At 67.8% G+C, this 17688-nt stretch carries 18 protein-coding genes; 15 read left to right on the top strand and 3 right to left on the bottom strand.

The annotated features are described in order from the left end of the window. Positions 1–4: 4 nt before the first annotated feature. A complete protein-coding gene (locus ACZ50Q_RS10495) occupies positions 5–451 on the bottom strand; it encodes a hypothetical protein (RefSeq protein ID WP_464081445.1) in 447 nt (148 codons plus the stop codon). A gap of 189 nt (positions 452–640) precedes the next feature. Between ACZ50Q_RS10495 and ACZ50Q_RS10500 the strand changes: the two genes are divergently transcribed. Further along, positions 641–1429 (top strand): PhzF family phenazine biosynthesis protein, encoded by a 789-nt coding sequence (locus tag ACZ50Q_RS10500; RefSeq protein ID WP_464081446.1) that lies wholly within the window; start codon positions 641–643, stop codon positions 1427–1429. A 40-nt stretch (positions 1430–1469) separates the two neighbouring features. Here the strand turns inward: ACZ50Q_RS10500 and ACZ50Q_RS10505 are convergent, their stop codons facing one another. After that, complete coding sequence (locus tag ACZ50Q_RS10505) at positions 1470–2324, bottom strand: helix-turn-helix domain-containing protein (protein WP_464081447.1); 855 nt, start codon at positions 2322–2324, stop codon at positions 1470–1472. 272 nt (positions 2325–2596) lie between these two features. Between ACZ50Q_RS10505 and ACZ50Q_RS10510 the strand changes: the two genes are divergently transcribed. The 14 genes from ACZ50Q_RS10510 to ACZ50Q_RS10575 all read left to right on the top strand — a co-directional run bounded on the left by ACZ50Q_RS10510 (position 2597) and on the right by ACZ50Q_RS10575 (position 16590). Further along, complete coding sequence (locus ACZ50Q_RS10510; protein WP_464081448.1) at positions 2597–3475, top strand: fumarylacetoacetate hydrolase family protein; 879 nt, start codon at positions 2597–2599, stop codon at positions 3473–3475. Then, on the top strand, positions 3472–4257 hold the full coding sequence (locus ACZ50Q_RS10515; protein WP_464081449.1) for an alpha/beta fold hydrolase: 786 nt from the start codon (positions 3472–3474) through the stop codon (positions 4255–4257). The genes ACZ50Q_RS10510 and ACZ50Q_RS10515 overlap by 4 nt, the downstream gene beginning before the upstream one ends. Positions 4258–4331: 74 nt before the next feature. Next, a complete protein-coding gene (locus tag ACZ50Q_RS10520) occupies positions 4332–5648 on the top strand; it encodes a metal-dependent hydrolase family protein (protein WP_464081450.1) in 1317 nt (438 codons plus the stop codon). Positions 5649–5798: 150 nt separating this feature from the next. Next, positions 5799–6989, top strand: coding sequence for an AMZ family class C beta-lactamase (blaAMZ, locus tag ACZ50Q_RS10525; RefSeq protein ID WP_464081451.1), 1191 nt, complete (start codon positions 5799–5801; stop codon positions 6987–6989). Between the two features lie 124 nt (positions 6990–7113). Then, on the top strand, positions 7114–7353 hold the full coding sequence (locus ACZ50Q_RS10530) for a type II toxin-antitoxin system Phd/YefM family antitoxin (protein ID WP_076520219.1): 240 nt from the start codon (positions 7114–7116) through the stop codon (positions 7351–7353). Then, entirely contained in the window at positions 7350–7745 is a 396-nt protein-coding gene (locus ACZ50Q_RS10535; protein ID WP_464081452.1) for a type II toxin-antitoxin system VapC family toxin, read from the top strand. The genes ACZ50Q_RS10530 and ACZ50Q_RS10535 overlap by 4 nt, the downstream gene beginning before the upstream one ends. Positions 7746–7867: 122 nt before the next feature. Next, complete coding sequence (locus tag ACZ50Q_RS10540; RefSeq protein ID WP_464081453.1) at positions 7868–9142, top strand: Zn-dependent hydrolase; 1275 nt, start codon at positions 7868–7870, stop codon at positions 9140–9142. Between the two features lie 259 nt (positions 9143–9401). Next, positions 9402–11069 (top strand): ABC transporter substrate-binding protein, encoded by a 1668-nt coding sequence (locus ACZ50Q_RS10545; protein ID WP_464081454.1) that lies wholly within the window; start codon positions 9402–9404, stop codon positions 11067–11069. A 104-nt stretch (positions 11070–11173) separates the two neighbouring features. Continuing rightward, entirely contained in the window at positions 11174–12127 is a 954-nt protein-coding gene (locus ACZ50Q_RS10550; protein WP_076520223.1) for an ABC transporter permease, read from the top strand. A gap of 4 nt (positions 12128–12131) precedes the next feature. Continuing rightward, a complete protein-coding gene (locus ACZ50Q_RS10555) occupies positions 12132–13028 on the top strand; it encodes an ABC transporter permease (RefSeq protein ID WP_092580044.1) in 897 nt (298 codons plus the stop codon). Beyond that, positions 13025–14077 carry an ABC transporter ATP-binding protein gene (locus tag ACZ50Q_RS10560; RefSeq protein WP_464081455.1) on the top strand — a complete coding sequence of 351 codons (1053 nt, stop codon included), beginning with the start codon at positions 13025–13027 and terminating at the stop codon, positions 14075–14077. Before ACZ50Q_RS10555 ends, ACZ50Q_RS10560 begins: the two co-directional genes overlap by 4 nt. Continuing rightward, positions 14074–15048, top strand: a complete 975-nt coding sequence (locus ACZ50Q_RS10565) for an ABC transporter ATP-binding protein (protein ID WP_464081456.1) — start codon at positions 14074–14076, stop codon at positions 15046–15048. The genes ACZ50Q_RS10560 and ACZ50Q_RS10565 overlap by 4 nt, the downstream gene beginning before the upstream one ends. A gap of 110 nt (positions 15049–15158) precedes the next feature. Continuing rightward, a complete protein-coding gene (locus ACZ50Q_RS10570) occupies positions 15159–16043 on the top strand; it encodes a DUF2242 domain-containing protein (protein ID WP_464081457.1) in 885 nt (294 codons plus the stop codon). A gap of 121 nt (positions 16044–16164) precedes the next feature. Beyond that, entirely contained in the window at positions 16165–16590 is a 426-nt protein-coding gene (locus ACZ50Q_RS10575) for a CopD family protein (RefSeq protein ID WP_231952119.1), read from the top strand. Between the two features lie 43 nt (positions 16591–16633). Here ACZ50Q_RS10575 and ACZ50Q_RS10580 read toward each other — a convergent pair whose 3' ends face one another. Continuing rightward, positions 16634–17656 (bottom strand): hypothetical protein, encoded by a 1023-nt coding sequence (locus tag ACZ50Q_RS10580; protein ID WP_464081458.1) that lies wholly within the window; start codon positions 17654–17656, stop codon positions 16634–16636. Between the last annotated feature and the right edge of the window lie 32 nt (positions 17657–17688).

Below are 17688 nucleotides of genomic sequence, written 5' to 3' on the forward strand. Positions count from 1 at the left end.
CGGGTTATTTGCCGCAGGCGGCCTGCAATGCCTTCATCTGCGGGCTGCCGTCGGGAAAGCGCACGAATTGCACCTGGCTTTCGTCCAGGCCCTCGTCCTTGATGGCGGCGACCAGGCTTTCGTCCATGTAGTAGCTGGTCGTCGGCAAAAAGCCCACGCGCGACTGGCGGCAATTGAACAGCACGTCCGTCACCGACCGGTTGAAGCGGCCGCGTCCCTTGTCCGCGCCGGGGATGGTCTGGGCGGCGGTGTAGCGCAGTTCCATCTTGCCCCTGGCGTTGCCGGACGCCTGCCGGGTGTCGGGCAGGGCGCCGATCCGGATGGAAACGTTGGGGTGGTCCGGCCGCGGCGGCACGTCGAACCATTGCTGCGCCTGCGCGCCCGCGCTGGCCAATAGCGTGGCCGTTGCGGCGATCGCGGCCATTGCGGGCAGCAGGCGGCGGGCGTTCAAACCCGGGATGCCGGGAGGGCGAGCAAAAACGGCAAACGGTAGGCGCATGGTCGGTCCGTGGTCGAAAGCGGTTTTCTTCTGCCGCCCGCCCGGGGAACGCGGCGGTTGTTGCACACGTCCGGGCAGGGGCCTCAAATGTAGCAAAATGCGGTCTGGCGCCGCGCGCGCGACACATTCCCCGGATTCATCATGCCCCAATTCGATCTCTATCAAGTAGACGCCTTCTCCGCCGCGCCCTTTGGCGGCAACCCCGCGGCGGTCGTGCCGCTGGATGCCTGGCTGCCCGACGACATCCTGCAGCGCATCGCCGAAGAAAATAATCTGTCCGAAACGGCCTACTTCGTTCGCAACGGCGAGGGGTACGAACTGCGCTGGTTCACGCCCGCGGTCGAGGTCGACCTGTGCGGTCACGCGACGCTCGCATCGGCCTATGTGCTCTTCGAGCAACTGAACGCCGGCGAAGACGTGCTGCGCTTTGCCACGCGCAGCGGCGAGCTGCGCGTGCGGCGCGCGGGCGACCGCCTGGCGATGGACTTTCCGGCCAAACAGCCGCAGGCCGAAGAGATCCCGCCCGGACTGCTGCAGGCGCTGGGCCTGCCGGCCGCGCAGGCCCTGTACCGCACCGACGACTACCTGGTAGTGATCGAGGACGAGGCGCTCATCGCCGGCCTGCAGCCGGACTTCGCGGCGCTGGCGGCCTTCGACGTGCGCGGCGTGGCCGTCACCGCGCCGTCGTCGAGTTTCGACTTCGTGTCGCGCTGGTTCGGCCCGCGCGTGGGCGTGAACGAAGACCCCGTGACCGGCTCCGCGCACACCTCGCTCGCACCCTACTGGGCGCAGCGGCTGGGCAAGCGCACGCTTACCGCGCAGCAGGGCGGGGCGCGCAAGGGCCAGCTCGTGTGCGAGGTGCAGGACAACGGGCGCGTGGTCATCAGCGGCCAGGCGGCGCTGTACCTGCGCGGGACTATTCATCTCTGAGCCCCGCCGTGCACCGCGGGGCATTGCCACCTGCCCCGCGTCATGAAACGCCGGTCAGCAGGTGCGGCGCCGCGCCTGAAGCCGCGCGCCGAAAGCGCGAGGGCGAAACGCCCATGTGATCGCGGAAGAACCGCGAAAAATTGCCGGGAGTGGAAAAGCCCAGGTCCATGGCGACCGACGTGAGCGGCTGTTCCTGATGCACAAGCCTGCGTACGGCTTCTTCCACGCGGACCGCGCTCCAGAACACCTGGGGCGTGGTGTTGAGCTGGTCGCGGAACAACGCAAAAAAATGGCCGCGCGACAGGCCGACCTTGGCCGCGATGTCTTCCACTGCAACGGGTTCGTGGACGTTTTCGCGCATGTAGGAGATGGCGCTGCGCAGCCGGTGATCCAGCGTTTGCGGCCGGGGCGCCACGCCGGGCGGCCGTCCGGCCTGCGAGGAGGATTCGATCGCCGCCTGCAGCAGCGCCTGCACCCCGGCGTCGATATCGTCGCGCGTGTGGCCTAGCGGCGCGACGATCTTGTCCAGGAGGCTCCAGCAGCTCTGGCGGACAGCTGCGTCGATGGGCACGCCGGGCGTGGCGAACTGAAACGGCCGGCCGGTGGCGGCGCGGCGTTCGTCCAGCCACGGCCGGGCAATGTACAAGACGAGGAACACCGCAGGCCCCGAGCGATCGAGCAATCGCGCGTCGTGGGATTCATAGGTGTTCGTGCCCAGCGCAAGGTGCTCGTTGTAGCGCACCAGCTTCGACCCGACTCGGGCCTCGGCTCTGGAGCCGCCCAGCCAAAGCGCCAGCTGCACCTCGGCATGCGCGTGGGCGATCAGGTCGCCCCGCAATTCGAGTACGACCGCGCGGCCAAATGCGCCTTCGTGCAAGGCATACGTCTCTTGCATGATTGTCTCCATGGTTTTGGTCGGACGATGAGCGCGTTCATCGCCGTCGGGGAGCCTCGTTGTGCCCCGGCCTTTTTCGGGAATTTTAGGGGCGCTTGACACGTTTTCAGGTACCCGCAGGGGCTAGGTGTATTCACCTAGCACGCCATCTGACTCTGCGATAAGTTCCCGCACTCGACGATAAGCGCCGGCCCCGTGCCGTCTTTACAGTGGTGCCTACCGGTGTGGCGAAAGTCTGCCGACCGATTTTCAAAGGCTTGAAGGAGACTGCGGTGCGCATTGCAAGTTACGTATTCAACGGGGAGCCCGGCGTCGGGCTGGTGTCGGGCGATGGCCTGTCGGTGACGCCGCTGGCGCTTGACAACGCGGCCAGGCAGATCGGCGTGCAGGCCGTGATCGACCTGCTTGCGGCGGGCGGCAGGCTTGCGGAGGCGGGCGCGCCCCTGCCGCTGGCGGACGTGGTCCTGCGCGCGCCCTTGCCCCGTCCGCGGCGCAATCTCTGGTGCGTCGGACGCAACTACCATGCGCATGCCAAGGAGCTCTCCGAGTCGGTTTTCAAGGATAACGATGCGGACCCGCAATCCTGGCCCATCGTGTTCACCAAGGTGCCGGAATGCGTGGTGGGGCCTCGGGCCCAGGTCCTGCTGCCAACCGGCGTGTCGGAACAGATCGACTACGAAGCCGAGCTGGGCGTGGTCATCGGCAAGGCGGGCAAGAACATATCGCGCGGCGCAGCCCTGGACTACGTCTTCGGCTACACCGTCATTAACGATGTCACCGCGCGCGACGTGCAGATGCGGCACCAACAATGGGACATGGGCAAATCGTTCGACACCTTCTGTCCGATGGGCCCCTGGATCGTCACGGCGGATGAGTTCGATGGGACCAGGACGCGCGTGCGCTGCTGGGTCAACGGCGAACTCAGGCAGGACGGCCTTACCGAAAACATGATCTTTGACATTCCCTCCCTGATTGAAACGATTTCGCGCGGCATCACGCTCTATCCGGGCGACGTGATCGCCACCGGGACACCGGCCGGTGTCGGGATGGGCATGAAGCCCGCTCGCTATCTGGCGGCAGGCGATGTAGTGCGGGTGGAGATCGATGGCCTGGGGGCCATCGAAAACGCATTTGTCCAGGAGCAGGCATGACGACGCGCATCATCAATGGCCTCTCGGTCGAAATCGACGGCGCAGGCCCCTCGCTGCTGTGCATCCATGGGCTGGGCGGTTCCTCCAACACCTGGACCCCCCTGATGAGCGCCTTTTCGGGCTTTCAGGTCATCCGCCCGGATCTGCCGGGCAGCGCCCGATCGCCGTTGCCGGGTCGGCCCTTGTCGATCGAGGGCTATGTCGAATCGATGGCACGCGTGATCGATGAACTGGGCGGTGAGCCCGTGCATGTCGCGGCGCACTCGCTGGGCACCATCGTGGCCCAGCATCTTGCCCTGCGGCACCCGGCCAAGGTCCGTTCGCTGGCCCTGTTCGGCCCGCTGACCTCGCCGCCCGATGCGGGCAGGCCCGGCATTCGCGCGCGGGCGGCGTTGGCGCGGGAGGGCGAGGTGGCATTGCAGGAGATCGCCGACGCCATCGTCAAGGGCGCCACCAGCAGCCGCACCAAGGCGCAACAGCCCGCCGTCTTGGCCCTCGTGCGCGAAAGCGTGATGCGCCAGCCGCCGGAGGGGTATGCGCAGAGCTGCGAAGCGCTTGCCGATGCGCAGGCCGCGGACTTCGAACGCCTCGGCATTCCGGCGCTGCTTGTCACGGGCGACGAAGACGGCGTCGCGCCGCCGGTCAACGTGCAGGCCATGGCGGGGCGCATCGCAGGCAGCCGACACACGATCCTGCAAGGCTGCGGCCACTGGACCACGTTTGAGCAGCCCCAGGCCTGCGCTGAGGCATTCGCGGCGTTTCACGCGGCCCGGTCCGGCTAGGGTCTTTTCGGAACATTCCGACGCTCCCCCCCCATAAGAATGCCGGCCCCCGACGGGCCGCGAGGAGACTTTTCATGTCCAGAATTGCGATTACCAACGTTGTCGTCTTCGATGGAAGCGGCGAGGACGTCTTCGACGGCGAAGTCCTGGTGGACGGCACGCGCATCGCCGAGGTCGCGCGCCTGCCCGAGCGGGTCAGCCGCGAGGGCGCACGCGTCGTCGACGGCAAGCGCCGATTCCTCATGCCCGGGATGACCGAGGCGCACACGCATTTTTCCTGGAACGACCAGCCCACGCTGGCGGCCATCCAGTTCATGCCGCCAGAAGAACATATCCTATGGTGCGTGCGGGTGGCCAGGCGCTACCTGGAAATGGGGTGGACTTCGGCAATCGGCGCCGCCGCCGCCAAGCCCCGGCTGGACGTGGTGCTGCGCAACGCGATCGAGGCCGGCGAATGTCCGGGGCCGCGCTACCTGGCCGGCAGCCAGGAGATTACGACCATCGGCGCGCTGGGCGACAACACGCTGCCCCACATGCACTTCGAGGAACTGAGCTTTGGCAGCGTGTGCAGCGGCCCGGAGGAGATCCGCCGGTCGGTCCGCACCTTCATCAAGTACGGCGTCGACCATCTGAAGATCAACCTTTCGGGCGAGTACATCGCCGGCCTGCCGGCCGAGATGTCGCCGTTCGCCGAGGACGAGATCGCCATGCTGGCGAACGAGGCCAAGCGGTACGGCAAACGCGTCGCCGCGCACGCGCGGTCCAGCGAATCGGTCAAGCAATGCGTGCGCCACGGCATCGAGATGATCTATCACGCCAGCTTCGCGGACGACGAGGCGCTGGACATGCTGGAGGCCAACAAGGACAAGCACTTCGTCGCCCCGGGCATCGGCTGGCTGGTGCGCACCGCCTACCACGCGTCCGACTACGGCATCACGCCCGCCGTCGCCGAGCGCATGGGCTACAAGCGCGAGCTCGAGATCGCGGCCGAGAGCCTGCGCAAGATGCACAAACGGGGCATACGCATCCTGCCCGGCGGCGACTACGGTTTTGCCTGGATGCCGCATGGCACGAATGCCAACGATCTCCAGTATTTCGTCGACTACATCGGCATGAGTCCGGTCGAGGCGCTGGTGGCGGCAACGCGACTGGGCGGGCAGATCATGCAGCGGCCGGATGAGCTGGGCATGCTGCGGCCGGGCTACATGGCGGATGTCGTCCTGGTGGATGGCAATCCGCTACAGAACCTTGCGTTGCTGGCCGATCCGGACCGGATCGTCCTGGTCCTGAAGGACGGCAAGGTCTACAAGGACACCGGGGCAGCGGTTCAGGGCGGCGCGGCGGGGTTGGATGCCGCCACCGTCCCGCTTGCCGAGCCTGCGCTGGCGTGAGGCAAGGGTCCGGGCGGCGTTCAGGGCAGGGGGCGTCGCTTCGCCCGCTTTCATGGGGCGCGCGATCAGGGGGGGCTTTGGCGCGGTACGATTCCGCATTGCCGCGCCGCGCGTCCCGCCGGCTGTCTGGCGCCACCCCGAGAACCTTGCATGAACATCCGCAGACACTTCTGCGCCGGCGTCGTCTGCGCCGGCCTGCTTGCCGCCGTGTCCGGCCCGGCCTTCGGGCGCTCCGAACTGCCTTACATCGACAGCGTCATCAACGAGGCGGCCCGCGCGGTCATCCGCCAGCATGACATCGCGGGCATGGTGATCGCCGTCACGCACCAGGGGCGGCAACGCTTCTTCACCTATGGCGTGGAATCGCTGGAGACGCGGCGCGCGGTCAACCGGGACACGTTGTTCGAACTGGGCTCGATCAGCAAGACCTTCACGGCGACGCTGGCCGCCTACGCGCAGGCCAAGGGGCTGCTGGCGCTGACGGACAGTCCGGCCAAGCACCTGCCCGAGCTGGCCGGCACCGACTTTGCCAAGCTGACCCTGCTGAACCTGGCCACGCACACGACGGGCGGGTTTCCCCTGCAGGTGCCGGACGCGGTGCGCGACGACGCGCAGCTGATGCAGTACCTGAAGGCATGGAAGCCCGAAGACGCGCCCGGCACGACGCGCACCTACGCCAATCCCAGCATCGGGATGCTGGGGGTGGCTACCGCGGCAAGCATGAAGCAGCCGTTCGCGCAGGCATTGGAAAAAGACCTCTTTCCGAAGCTGGGCCTGTCCAGCACCTATGTCAATGTGCCCGCGGCCAAGGCGTCGCGGTATGCGCAGGGCTACAACAAGCAGGGCGCGCCCGTGCGCGTGAATCCGGGCGTGCTGGCGGCCGAGGCCTACGGCGTGAAATCCAGCGCGCGCGACATGCTGCGCTACGTCGAGGCCAGCATGGACATGGACGTGCTGGACAAGGACGTGCGCCGCGCCATCGCGGATACCCACGTCGGCTATTACCAGGTGGGCGGGATGACGCAGGACATGGCGTGGGAGCAGTTTCCGTATCCCGTGGCGCTGGATACCCTGCTGACCGCCAACGCCGGCACCCTGAACAGCCAGAGCCATCCGGCCAAGGCCTTGCTGCCGCCCCTGGCGCCGCAGGCCGATACCTGGATCAACAAGACGGGTTCGACCAACGGCTTTGGCGCCTATGTGGCCTTCGTGCCCGCGCGCAAGCTTGGCATCGTCATCCTGGCCAACCGCAACTATCCCAACGAGGCCCGGGTGCGGCTGGCGGCCGAGATCCTGGGGGCGCTGGACAAACCGCCGGCCCCGGGCCGTGCCGCGCGCTGAAGGGGGCGCGGATCCGGCCTGTGGCGATGACGCCCGGCTGGGCAATGGCTATAAAATGACTATTTGTTATAGTCATTTGTTGATAAAATGACCGCCTGAACTGACCATTTTCTGAGAGGGCGCCATGCATAGCCAGCACGTTTCCAAAACCGAGTTCAAAGCGCGTGCGCTTGAACTTTTCCGGCAGGTTGAAGCAACGGGGGAGCCCATTGTCGTGACCGACCACGGCAGGCCTGCCCTTGAAATTCGGCCGTATCGGGCCGTGGCGAAGCGCGATCCGCTGGATGTGCTGCGCGGCTCGGTCATACGGTTTGACGACCCTTTGTCTCCGGTCGGCGACGATGCGTGGGAGGCTGCGCAATGATCGCATTGGACACCCATGCGCTGGTGTGGTGGGCAGCGGGCGACTCGCAGTTGAGTCGCCCCGCACGCGACGCGATCGAAGCTGAGCTGCAGGATGGCGAAATCCTGGTTTCGGCCATCAGCGCATGGGAAGTGGCCATGTTGACCAAGGCGGGACGTCTGGCACTGACCATGGACGCAGAGGCTTGGCTGGATACGGTTGCCCAGGTGCCAGCGATTCGGTTTGTTCCGGTGGATGTGCGAATTTCGGTGCAATCCGTGGACCTGCCCGGGGACTTCCACAAGGATCCCGCCGACCGCATCATTGTGGCGACGGCGCGGCATCATTCGGTGCCTTTGATCTCTGCCGACATGAAGATTCGCGATTACCCGCACGTTCAGACCATCTGGTAAAGCCCCCGGTTCCAAGTAGAAAGGCCGCAAGACGCCGGTATTTGCAAGGCGCTGGTACACAGCCCAGAATCGTGCGCATGCCTGGCCGTGGCGCCGCGGCCGTTTCCCTACCAGGAGTTCACATGAGCCTTGCCCCCGCATCCGAGACCTTGGCCGACCTGCGCATCGATGGCGCGCGCCTGTGGCAGTCCCTGATGGATCTTGCCCGCATCGGGGCGACCGAAAAAGGCGGCGTCTGCCGGCTTGCGCTGACCGATCTGGACCGTCAGGGACGCGACCTCTTCGTGCGCTGGGTGCGCGAGGCCGGCTGTGAGGTCCGCGTGGATGCGATCGGCAATATCTTTGCCCGGCGCCCGGGGCGCAACCCCGCGCTGCCCGCCGTGATGACGGGAAGCCACATCGACACGCAGCCCACGGGCGGCAAGTTCGACGGCAACTATGGCGTCCTGGCGGGCCTGGAGGTGCTGCGCACGCTGAACGACGCCGGCGTGCAGACCGAGGCGCCGCTGGAACTGGCGGTGTGGACCAACGAGGAAGGCTCGCGCTTTGTGCCGGTGATGATGGGGTCCGGGGTCTATGCGGGTGCGTTCACGCTGGCGCACGCGCTGGAACAGCAGGACCGGGAAGGCGTGAGCGTGCGCGACGCGCTGGCCGCGATCGGCTACGACGGCGCGCACGCCGTGCCGCCCGCGCAACCGGGCGGGGTGGGTGCGTATTTCGAGGCGCACATCGAGCAGGGGCCGGTGCTGGAGGCCGCCGACACCGTCATCGGCATCGTGACGGGCGCGCTGGGCCAGCGCTGGTACGACGTGGTGCTGACCGGCGTGGAGGCGCATGCCGGCCCCACGCCGATGCCGCTGCGCCGCGATGCGCTGCTGGCCGCGTCCGACCTGGTGCATGCCGTGAACGAGATCGCGCTGGCGCATGCCCCCGATGCGCGCGGCACGGTGGGCTGGATGGACGTGTTTCCCAATTCCCGCAACGTCATCCCGGGCCGCGTGCGCATGACCGTGGACCTGCGCGCGGCCGACGACGCCACGCTGTCGGCGATGGACGCGGCCCTGCGGGCGGCGGCGGAGAAGGCGGCGCAGGCCCGCGGCGTGGCGGCGCAGGTCGAGCAGGTGGTGCACTTTGCGCCGCAGCCTTTTGCGCCCGCTCTGGTGCAATCCGTGCGCGACGGTGCGCGCGACCTGTCGCTGTCGGCCATGGACGTGGTCAGCGGGGCGGGCCACGACGCGGTCTATCTGGCGCGCGTGGCGCCGACCGCCATGATCTTCGTGCCGTGCAAGGACGGCATCAGCCATAACGAGATCGAGGACGCGCGCCCCGAACACCTGGAAGCGGGATGCAACGTCCTGCTGCGCGCCATGTTGGCGCAGGCCGGCCTCGTTCCCTGATCCGTCAGCCTGCACCAAGGCGGCGCACGGTGCGCCGCCCTGGTGCCGCGGCCGGGTCCGCCCGGCGTTCTGGTATTCCCTGACCCCTTGTCTGCCTTGTCTCGGGGCGCCTGCGGCCTCTTCATATGGCATGGATATTGCTTACACAAACTTTGTGTACTAACTCTGTGCACGTGCGCCGCGCGCTCGCGGGCAGGCGCCGCGCCAGAGTTGGATTCCTCCCACGGCTTTACCCCATGCAAGACATTGGAGAATCACAATGCAGACACGGAGTATCCGCATCAAAACCCTGGCCGCCGCCATCGCGCTGGCCGCCGCAGGCGCCGGGGCGCTCGCGCCCGTCGCGGCGCACGCCGAAAAGGTGCTGCGCATCGGCATGACGGCGGGCGACATCCCCCGCACGCTGGGCCAGCCCGACCAGGGCTTCGAGGGCAATCGCTTTACCGGCATTCCGATGTACGACGGGCTGACCCAATGGGACCTCTCCAAGAAGGATGAGCCCAGCGTGCTCATCCTCGCGCTGGCGGTGTCGTGGGAAGTGGACGGCGCGGACAAGACCAAGTGGGTCTTCAAGCTGCGTCCCGGCGTGAAGTTCCATGACGGCTCCGATTTCAATGCGGACGCCGTGGTGTGGAACGTGGGCAAGGTGCTGGACAAGAGCGCGCCGCAATTCGATCCCAGCCAGGTCGGCGTGACGGCCTCGCGCATGCCGACGCTGAGATCCGCGCGCAAGATCGACGACCTGACGGTGGAGCTGACGACGTCCGAGCCGGATTCGTTCCTGCCCATCAACCTGACCAATCTGTACATGGCCTCGCCGGCGCAATGGAACAAGAAGCTGGCCGAGGTCCCGGCGTCGGTGACCGATGCGGCCGAGCGTTCGCAGAAGGCGTGGGCCGCCTTCGCGGCGGATGCCTCGGGCACGGGTCCGTTCAAGATGTCGAAGTTCGTGCCGCGCGAGCGCCTGGAAGTCGTGAAGTTCGACGGCTACTGGGACGAGAAGCGCCGGCCGAAGATCGACCGCGTGGTGATGCTGCCGCTGCCCGAGGCCAACTCGCGCACCGCGGCGCTGATGTCGGGCCAGGTCGACTGGATCGAGGCGCCCGCGCCGGATGCGTTCGAGGCCATCAAGGGCCGCGGCTTCATCATCTACTCCAACGAACAGCCGCATGTGTGGCCGTGGCAACTGTCGTTCAAGGAAGGCTCGCCCTGGCTGGACGCTCGCGTGCGCAAGGCCGCCAACCTGTGCGTGAACCGCGGCGAGCTCAAGCAGCTGCTGGGCGGCATGATGGGTGAACCCAAGGGCACGGTGCCGCCGGGCCACCCGTGGTGGGGCAATCCCAAGTTCGACATCAAGTACGACCCGGACGCCGCGCGCAAGCTGATGACCGAGGCGGGGTACTCCAAGGCCAAGCCCATCAAGGTCAAGGTGCAGACGTCCGCGTCCGGTTCGGGCCAGATGCAGCCGCTGCCCATGAACGAGTTCGTGCAGCAGAACCTGAAGGACTGCTACTTCGACGTGAGCTTTGACGTGGTGGAGTGGAACACGCTCTTCACCAACTGGCGCAAGGGCGCCAAGGATCCGTCCGCCAATGGCAGCGATGCGATCAACGTCAGCTTCGCGGCCATGGATCCGTTCTTCGCCATCGTGCGTTTCGTCAGCACCAAGACCTTCCCGCCCGCGTCCAACAACTGGGGCTATTTCGGCAATGCCGAGATCGACGGGTTGATCAAGGATGCGCGCACGACCTTCACGCCCGCCGAGCGCGACGCCGCCCTGGCCAAGCTGCATGCGCGCGTGGTGGAAGAGGCGCCCTTCGTCTGGATCGCGCACGACGTGGGTCCGCGCGCCATCTCGCCGAAGGTCAAGGGCGTGGTGCAGCCCAAGAGCTGGTTCATCGACATCGCCACGATGTCCATGGACTGACCTTGAACGCGCCGGACGCCTCGCCACGAGGTGTCCGGCGCATTTTTCCCGGGGGGCCGCGCGCGGCTCCTCCAGCGGTCTTCGGACCCTAGCCGGTGACGCCTATGCTGTCTTACATCTTCCGGCGCGTGGTGTATGCCCTGCCCATCATGGTGGGGGTCGCGCTGCTCTGTTTCCTGCTCATCCACCTGGCGCCCGGCGATCCGTTGGTCTCCATCCTGCCGCCCGATGCGTCGGCGGACCTGCAGCGCCAGCTGATGCAGCTCTACGGCTTCGACCGTCCGCTGGTCGAGCAATTCGCGGGCTGGCTGTGGCGCGCGCTGCATGGCGACCTGGGCACGTCGATCGCCAGCGGCCGGCCGGTGGCCGCCGAAGTCTTCAACGCCGTGGGCAACACCTTGCGGCTCGCCTGTCTGGCGACGCTGCTGGGCTTTGTCGTGGGCGCCTTCCTGGGTTTCGTGGGCGGCTACTACCGCAACTCGCCGTTGGACCGCGTTGCCTCGTTCATGTCGGTCGTCGGCGTCAGCGTGCCGCATTACTGGCTGGGCATGGTGCTGGTCATCGTCTTTTCGACGCAGCTCATGTGGCTGCCGCCAACCGGCGCGGGGCCGGGCGGCTCGGGCGAATGGGTGGCGGACTGGGCGCATTTCAGGCACATGATCCTGCCTGCGGTCACGATGTCCGTGATCCCGATGGGCATCATCGCGCGCACCGTCCGCGCGCTGGTGGCCGAGACCCTGTCGCAGGAATTCGTCGTGGGCCTGCGCGCGCGCGGCCTGACCGACCTGGGCGTGTTCCTGCACGTCGTGAAGAACTGCGCGCCCACGGCGCTGGCCGTGATGGGCCTGCAGTTGGGCTACCTGCTGGGCGGCTCCATCCTGATCGAGACAGTGTTCTCCTGGCCCGGCACGGGCTTTCTGCTGAATGCGGCCATTTTCCAGCGCGACCTGCCGCTCTTGCAGGGCACGATCCTGGTGCTGGCGCTGTTCTTCGTGGTCCTGAACCTGGTGGTCGACATCCTGCAAGGCCTGTTCGACCCGCGCATCGAAAGGAACTGAGATCATGACCGATTCCGTGGCAAGCCTGGCCGCGCCCGCGAACGCGACGCCCATCGCGCGCTCTCCCGGCTACTGGTCCAACGTCGTGCGCCGGTTGCGCCGCGACCCGGTGGCCCTGGCCGCCGGCGCACTCATCCTGGCCCTGATCGTCATGGCGATCCTGGCGCCGTGGATCTCGCCGGCCGATCCCTTCCAGGCATCCATGCTCAAGCGCCTGCGCCCCATCGGCACCGAAGGCTATCCGCTGGGCGCCGACGAACTGGGGCGCGACATGCTCTCGCGCCTGATGCTGGGCGCGCGCCTGTCGCTCTTCATGGGCATCGTCCCGGTCATCGCCGCCTTCGTGGTGGGCAGCGCGATCGGCATCCTGGCGGGGTATGCGGGCGGCTGGACCAACACCCTCATCATGCGCGTGGTGGACGTGTTCTATGCGTTCCCGTCGGTGCTGCTGGCCATCGCGCTGTCCGGCACGCTGGGCGCCGGCATCTTCAACGCGATCCTCTCGCTCACCATCGTGTTCGTGCCGCAGATCGTGCGCGTGGCCGAAAGCGTCACCACGCAGGTGCGGCGCAGCGACTACGTGGATGCGGCCAGGGCCTCCGGCGCGGCGCCGCTGACCATCGTGCGGGCACATGTGCTGTCCAACGTGCTGGGCCCGATCTTCGTGTATTCGACCAGCCTCATTTCCGTGTCGATGATCCTGGCCTCCGGGCTGTCGTTCCTGGGCTTGGGCGTGCGGCCGCCGGAGCCGGAATGGGGGCTGATGCTGAACACCCTGCGCACCGCGATCTACACCCAGCCCTGGGTGGCCGCGCTGCCGGGCGTGATGATCTTCATCACGTCCATGTCCTTCAACCTGCTGTCCGACGGACTGCGCTCCGCCATGGAGGTCAAGGAATGAACGGTTTCATCGACGCGCGGCCTCCCGCGCACCCGGACCTGGGCGGACCGGCGCAGCCGCTGCTCAGCGTGCGCGGCCTGGTCAAGCACTTTCCGCTCAAGCGCGATTTTCTGTCGCGACGCGGCGGCGGCGCCGTGCGCGCGGTCGACGGCGTGGATTTCGACGTGAAGAAGGGCGAAACGCTGGGCGTGGTGGGCGAGTCCGGCTGCGGCAAATCCACCACGGCGCGGCTGGTCATGCAGCTCATCGGGCAGGATCGCGGAGAGCTGGTGTTCGACGGCGTGGCGGTCGGATCGCGCGCGCTGGCGCTGCGCGAATTCCGGCGGCAGACGCAGATGGTGTTCCAGGACAGCTATTCGTCGCTGAATCCGCGCATGACCATCGAGGACTCCATTGCCTTCGGGCCGCGCGTGCACGGCAGCCGCGCGGGCGAGGCCATCACCGCCGCGCGCAGCCTGCTGGGCAGGGTGGGGCTCGACGCGCAGCGCTTTGCGGGCCGATATCCGCACGAGCTGTCCGGCGGGCAGCGCCAGCGGGTCAACATCGCGCGCGCGCTGGCTTTGAACCCGCGCCTCGTGATCCTGGACGAGGCGGTGTCGGCGCTGGACAAGTCCGTGGAAGCGCAGGTGCTGAACCTGCTGCTGGACCTGAAGGACGATTTCGGCCTGACCTATATGTTCATCAGCCACGACCTGAACGTGGTGCGGTACATCTCGGATCGCGTGATGGTCATGTACCTGGGCCAGGTCGTCGAACTGGGGCCGGTGGACCAGGTGTTCGACGCGCCGCGCCATCCCTATACGCAGGCGCTGCTGCGGTCCATGCCATCGACCGAACCCGGCGTGCGCACCGAGACCGCGCCGCTGTCGGGCGATCCGCCCAATCCCATCGATCCGCCCTCGGGCTGCCGCTTCCACACGCGCTGCGCGCAGGCGCGGGCCGCGTGCGCGCGCGAGGCCCCCGTCATGACGCAGAACGACGGCCACGCCGTGCGCTGCCTCATGCATCAGCCCGATTCCGGCTACGCCGCCTCTGGAGCCCTGTCATGACGCCCGCCGCACAACCCCTGGTCAGCATCCGGAACCTGGAGGTCGCCTTCCAGGCGGGCGCCAAGACGGTGCAGGCGCTCAGCGGCGTCAGCCTGGACGTGGCGCGCGGCGAGGCCGTGGCGCTCATCGGCGAGTCCGGCTCCGGCAAGAGCGTCACGCTGCGCGCGCTGATGCGCCTGCATCCGCCACGCCGCACCCGCATGCGCGGCGAGATGATCGTCGACGGACGCGACGTGCTGGGCATGAACGCGCGCGAGCTTGCCGCGATGCGCGGCCCGGTGGTGTCCATGGTCTTTCAGGAGCCCCTGCTGGCGCTGGACCCGGTCTACACGCTGGGCCGGCAGATCGAGGAAATGGTGCGGCGGCACACCGGCAAGAGCGCGGCCGAGGCGCGCGCGCGGGCGCTGTCGCTCTTCGAGCGCGTGCGCATTCCCAGTCCGGAACGGCGGCTGCAGGCCTATCCGCACGAAATGTCCGGCGGCATGCGGCAACGGGCGATGATCGCGCTGGCCTTGTCGTGTTCGCCGAAGGTGCTGCTGGCGGACGAACCCACGACGGCGCTGGACGCCACGGTGCAGATCCAGATCCTGCTGCTGTTGCGGGAACTGCAACGCGAGCTGGGACTGTCCATCGTCTTCGTCACGCATGACATCGGCGCGGCGGCCGAAATCGCCGACCGCGTCGCCGTCATGTACGGCGGGCGCATCGTGGAGCAGGGCACGCTGGCGGACCTGCTGCGTGCGCCGCGCCATCCGTACACGCAGGCCCTGCTGCACGGCCGGGCGCACGGCGCCATGCAAAAGGGCCAACGCCTGCAGACCATTCCGGGGTCGCCGCCCGATCTGGCCGCCTTGCCGCCGGGTTGCGCCTTCGCGCCGCGCTGCGCCTACGCCGAGGCGCGCTGCCGGGAGGCCGTGCCCGGCATCGTGCCGGTCGCGCCGGGACATGAGGTGCGCTGTGTGAGGGTGTGAAACCGACGCCCTGGAATCTGTTTCAACCTGTCTCCAATGCGGCCCGTCCCCAATAACGGGTCCTGTATCCTGGCCCATAATGCACCTCGTTGCCCAGAGCAGGACCCGTCATGCCTCGCGTCACCCGCCGTATTGCCTTTCCCCTGGCCGCCCTTGCGGCGGCCGTCCTGGCCGGATGTTCCACCCCCAAGCCCGTCTATGAGCGCGAGGACTTCGCGCAGAGCGACACCTACTCGCGCAGTTTCTCGGCCGCCAGCAGCGCGGCTTGCGACGCGGGGCGCCGGGCCCTGCTCAGCCAGGGATACAACATCGACAAATACGAACCGAATCGCGTCACGGGCCACAAGAATTTCGAAGGCGAGGACGGGCAGCATACGCAGATCAGCTTCAACGTCGAGTGCGCGTCGGACGCCAGCTCGAACGAGCGCGCGACCGTTTTTGCGAATGCCGTGCAGGACCGCTATTCGATCAAGCGCACGGGCAATTCCGCCAGCGTCGGCGTGAGCGTCCTGGGCCAGGTGTCCATGCCGTTCGGCGGCAGCGACGACTCGTTGGTCAAGACCGCCAGCCAGACGGTGACGCGGCCCAAGTTCTATGACGGGTTCTTCCAGTTGCTGCAGCGTTTCCTGCCGGATGCGCAGGCCGCCGCCGCGCCGCACCAGCCGCCACCCGCCCGCGGCAAGACCGCCGCGCCCAAGCCGACGCCCGCGCCGGCCGAACCCGTCGCGTCGCCGGATGCGCCCGCGGACACGCTGAATCCGGCAGCCGCGGACGGCGAGAAAGCCGCGCCTGCGGCGGCGCCGGCCCCGTCCATTGATGGCGCGGCAAAGGCCGGGTCGCCCGAGGCGGGGGCATCTCCCGCTGCAACGCCTGCCGAGGGGGCGTCAGCCGCGGGGGCGCCTGGTGCAGGAGCGCCTGCCGCAGGGTCGCCTGCCGCAGGATCGCCTGCCGCAGGATCGCCCGAAAATCCGCCTGCCGCGCAGACGGCGAACTGACTGGCGCGCGGTAACGCATTGGCCCGCGCCCGTCGCAGAACGCGCGCGGGTTTGCCGTAGCGCAAGCCGCCCGCGCCGGCCCGGCGCGCCGCCCTGGCCGCGGGCGGCGATAATGCCGGCCATGACCTACCAACTTCTGAAAATGGCCCACGTCGCGGCCGCCGTGGCCTGGCTTGCGGGCTCGCTCTTCGTGTCCATGTTCCTCCTGACCTCGCAGCCGCAGTCCGGCGACGAGGCGCCCAAGGAGCGCAGGATGCTGCACGTCCTGCGCCGCTGGACGCTCTATGTCACCACCCCCGCCATGGTCATCACCTGGCTCATCGGCCTGCACCTGGCCATGACCTTCGGCTGGTTCGCCATGAACTGGATCTGGGTCAAAGTGGCTTTCGCGCTAAGCCTGTCGGCCTTGCTGGGCATGCAAAGCGCATCGCTGCGTCGCATGGCCGGCGGCAGCGACCGCCGCCCGCCCATGCTGGACCTGCACGCGCCGTTCACCGTCCTGGCGGCCGCGGCCATCGTGACGCTGGTGGTGGTCAAGCCTTTCTAGGCGGCGGCGCAAGGCGCGGCGCGCGGCCGGCAGCCCGCGGGGATCAGCGCAGTTGCGCCTGCGGCATGGCAGCCAGGGATTGGGTCGCCAGCCGCTCCTGCTCGCGGGCCATGCGGTTGACGGCGTCCTGGTGCTGATGAAAGCGGCGCAGGTCGTCGTCGCGGCCGAACATCAGCTCGGTCCGGTCCGCATACCAGAACTGCCGGTTGTCATCGAGCAGCGTGATCATCAGGCCGAATTCGCGCAGGATCCGCGTCTCCAGGTCCCAGACGCGGGTGAGTTTCTCGGTACTGGCCGCCCGGGAGTCCTGCAGCGCTTTCAGGATCTTCGCCTTTTCGGAATCGGAAATCGACAGCGAACGCACCAACGCGGGCATGGCGTTCAATATCTCCAGGCTGCGCTGGCGGTAGCCGGGCACGAGCTTTTCCGCCTGTTCCAGGATGAGGCGGCTTTCGATCAGGCCCGAGTCGCGCGCCAGCCGGCTGGCGTCGAAGAGCCGCGGCAGGCCGATCTCCTTCAGTTCCTGCAGATAGGCGCGATGCTGTGCCAGCCGTTCGCCGGCCACGGTCTTCAGGGCCCGCTCCATTTCGCCGTAGGGACCCGAGGCCTTGGGCGCGGGGTCGATGTCGGGCACGTCCTCGGGCGCGCCGCTGCCGCCGCCCGCCTGCAGGCGCAACGCGTCGATGGCTTTGCGGATTTCGGCATTGGCGATGTCGCGCTGCCGGTCCTGGTGATGGCGCTCGGCCAGGGGCGCGGCCACGGCGGCCAGCAGGAACACGCCCGTGCCCAGCACGATGCGCAGCCGGTTGCGCGGCGTGCGAAAGCGCTTCCAGAGAGAAAAGACGCCAAGGACGATGAGCAGGAAGACAGCCACCACGAGCGCGCTGCCCACGGCCAGCATGGCGACCTCCTGCAGGGTGCCGGGACGGCGGCTGTAGACCGTCCACGCCAGCATCCCGGAATAGACCAGACAGGTGGCGGCTTTCAGGAGCCAGCCCGGTTCAGGCGGCTTCGCTGCCGGGGCCGCCGGGCCGGCGGTCGAGGCGGGCGCTTGCGGATGGGTCATGTCGCGCACGAAAACGGGATATGGCCCTTGGA

This window comes from Achromobacter sp. T5-5 (assembly GCF_055397965.1).

Coding starts and splice junctions, on each gene's coding strand:
- ACZ50Q_RS10500 (WP_464081446.1), top strand. CDS start 641: ATGCCCCAATTCGATCTCTATCAAGTAGACGCCTTCTCCGCCGCGCCC.
- ACZ50Q_RS10565 (WP_464081456.1), top strand. CDS start 14,074: ATGACGCCCGCCGCACAACCCCTGGTCAGCATCCGGAACCTGGAGGTC.
- ACZ50Q_RS10545 (WP_464081454.1), top strand. CDS start 9,402: ATGCAGACACGGAGTATCCGCATCAAAACCCTGGCCGCCGCCATCGCG.
- ACZ50Q_RS10570 (WP_464081457.1), top strand. CDS start 15,159: ATGCCTCGCGTCACCCGCCGTATTGCCTTTCCCCTGGCCGCCCTTGCG.
- ACZ50Q_RS10530 (WP_076520219.1), top strand. CDS start 7,114: ATGCATAGCCAGCACGTTTCCAAAACCGAGTTCAAAGCGCGTGCGCTT.
- ACZ50Q_RS10575 (WP_231952119.1), top strand. CDS start 16,165: ATGACCTACCAACTTCTGAAAATGGCCCACGTCGCGGCCGCCGTGGCC.
- ACZ50Q_RS10540 (WP_464081453.1), top strand. CDS start 7,868: ATGAGCCTTGCCCCCGCATCCGAGACCTTGGCCGACCTGCGCATCGAT.
- ACZ50Q_RS10555 (WP_092580044.1), top strand. CDS start 12,132: ATGACCGATTCCGTGGCAAGCCTGGCCGCGCCCGCGAACGCGACGCCC.
- ACZ50Q_RS10550 (WP_076520223.1), top strand. CDS start 11,174: ATGCTGTCTTACATCTTCCGGCGCGTGGTGTATGCCCTGCCCATCATG.
- blaAMZ (WP_464081451.1), top strand. CDS start 5,799: ATGAACATCCGCAGACACTTCTGCGCCGGCGTCGTCTGCGCCGGCCTG.
- ACZ50Q_RS10505 (WP_464081447.1), bottom strand. CDS start 2,324: ATGCAAGAGACGTATGCCTTGCACGAAGGCGCATTTGGCCGCGCGGTC.
- ACZ50Q_RS10515 (WP_464081449.1), top strand. CDS start 3,472: ATGACGACGCGCATCATCAATGGCCTCTCGGTCGAAATCGACGGCGCA.
- ACZ50Q_RS10560 (WP_464081455.1), top strand. CDS start 13,025: ATGAACGGTTTCATCGACGCGCGGCCTCCCGCGCACCCGGACCTGGGC.
- ACZ50Q_RS10535 (WP_464081452.1), top strand. CDS start 7,350: ATGATCGCATTGGACACCCATGCGCTGGTGTGGTGGGCAGCGGGCGAC.
- ACZ50Q_RS10580 (WP_464081458.1), bottom strand. CDS start 17,656: ATGACCCATCCGCAAGCGCCCGCCTCGACCGCCGGCCCGGCGGCCCCG.
- ACZ50Q_RS10520 (WP_464081450.1), top strand. CDS start 4,332: ATGTCCAGAATTGCGATTACCAACGTTGTCGTCTTCGATGGAAGCGGC.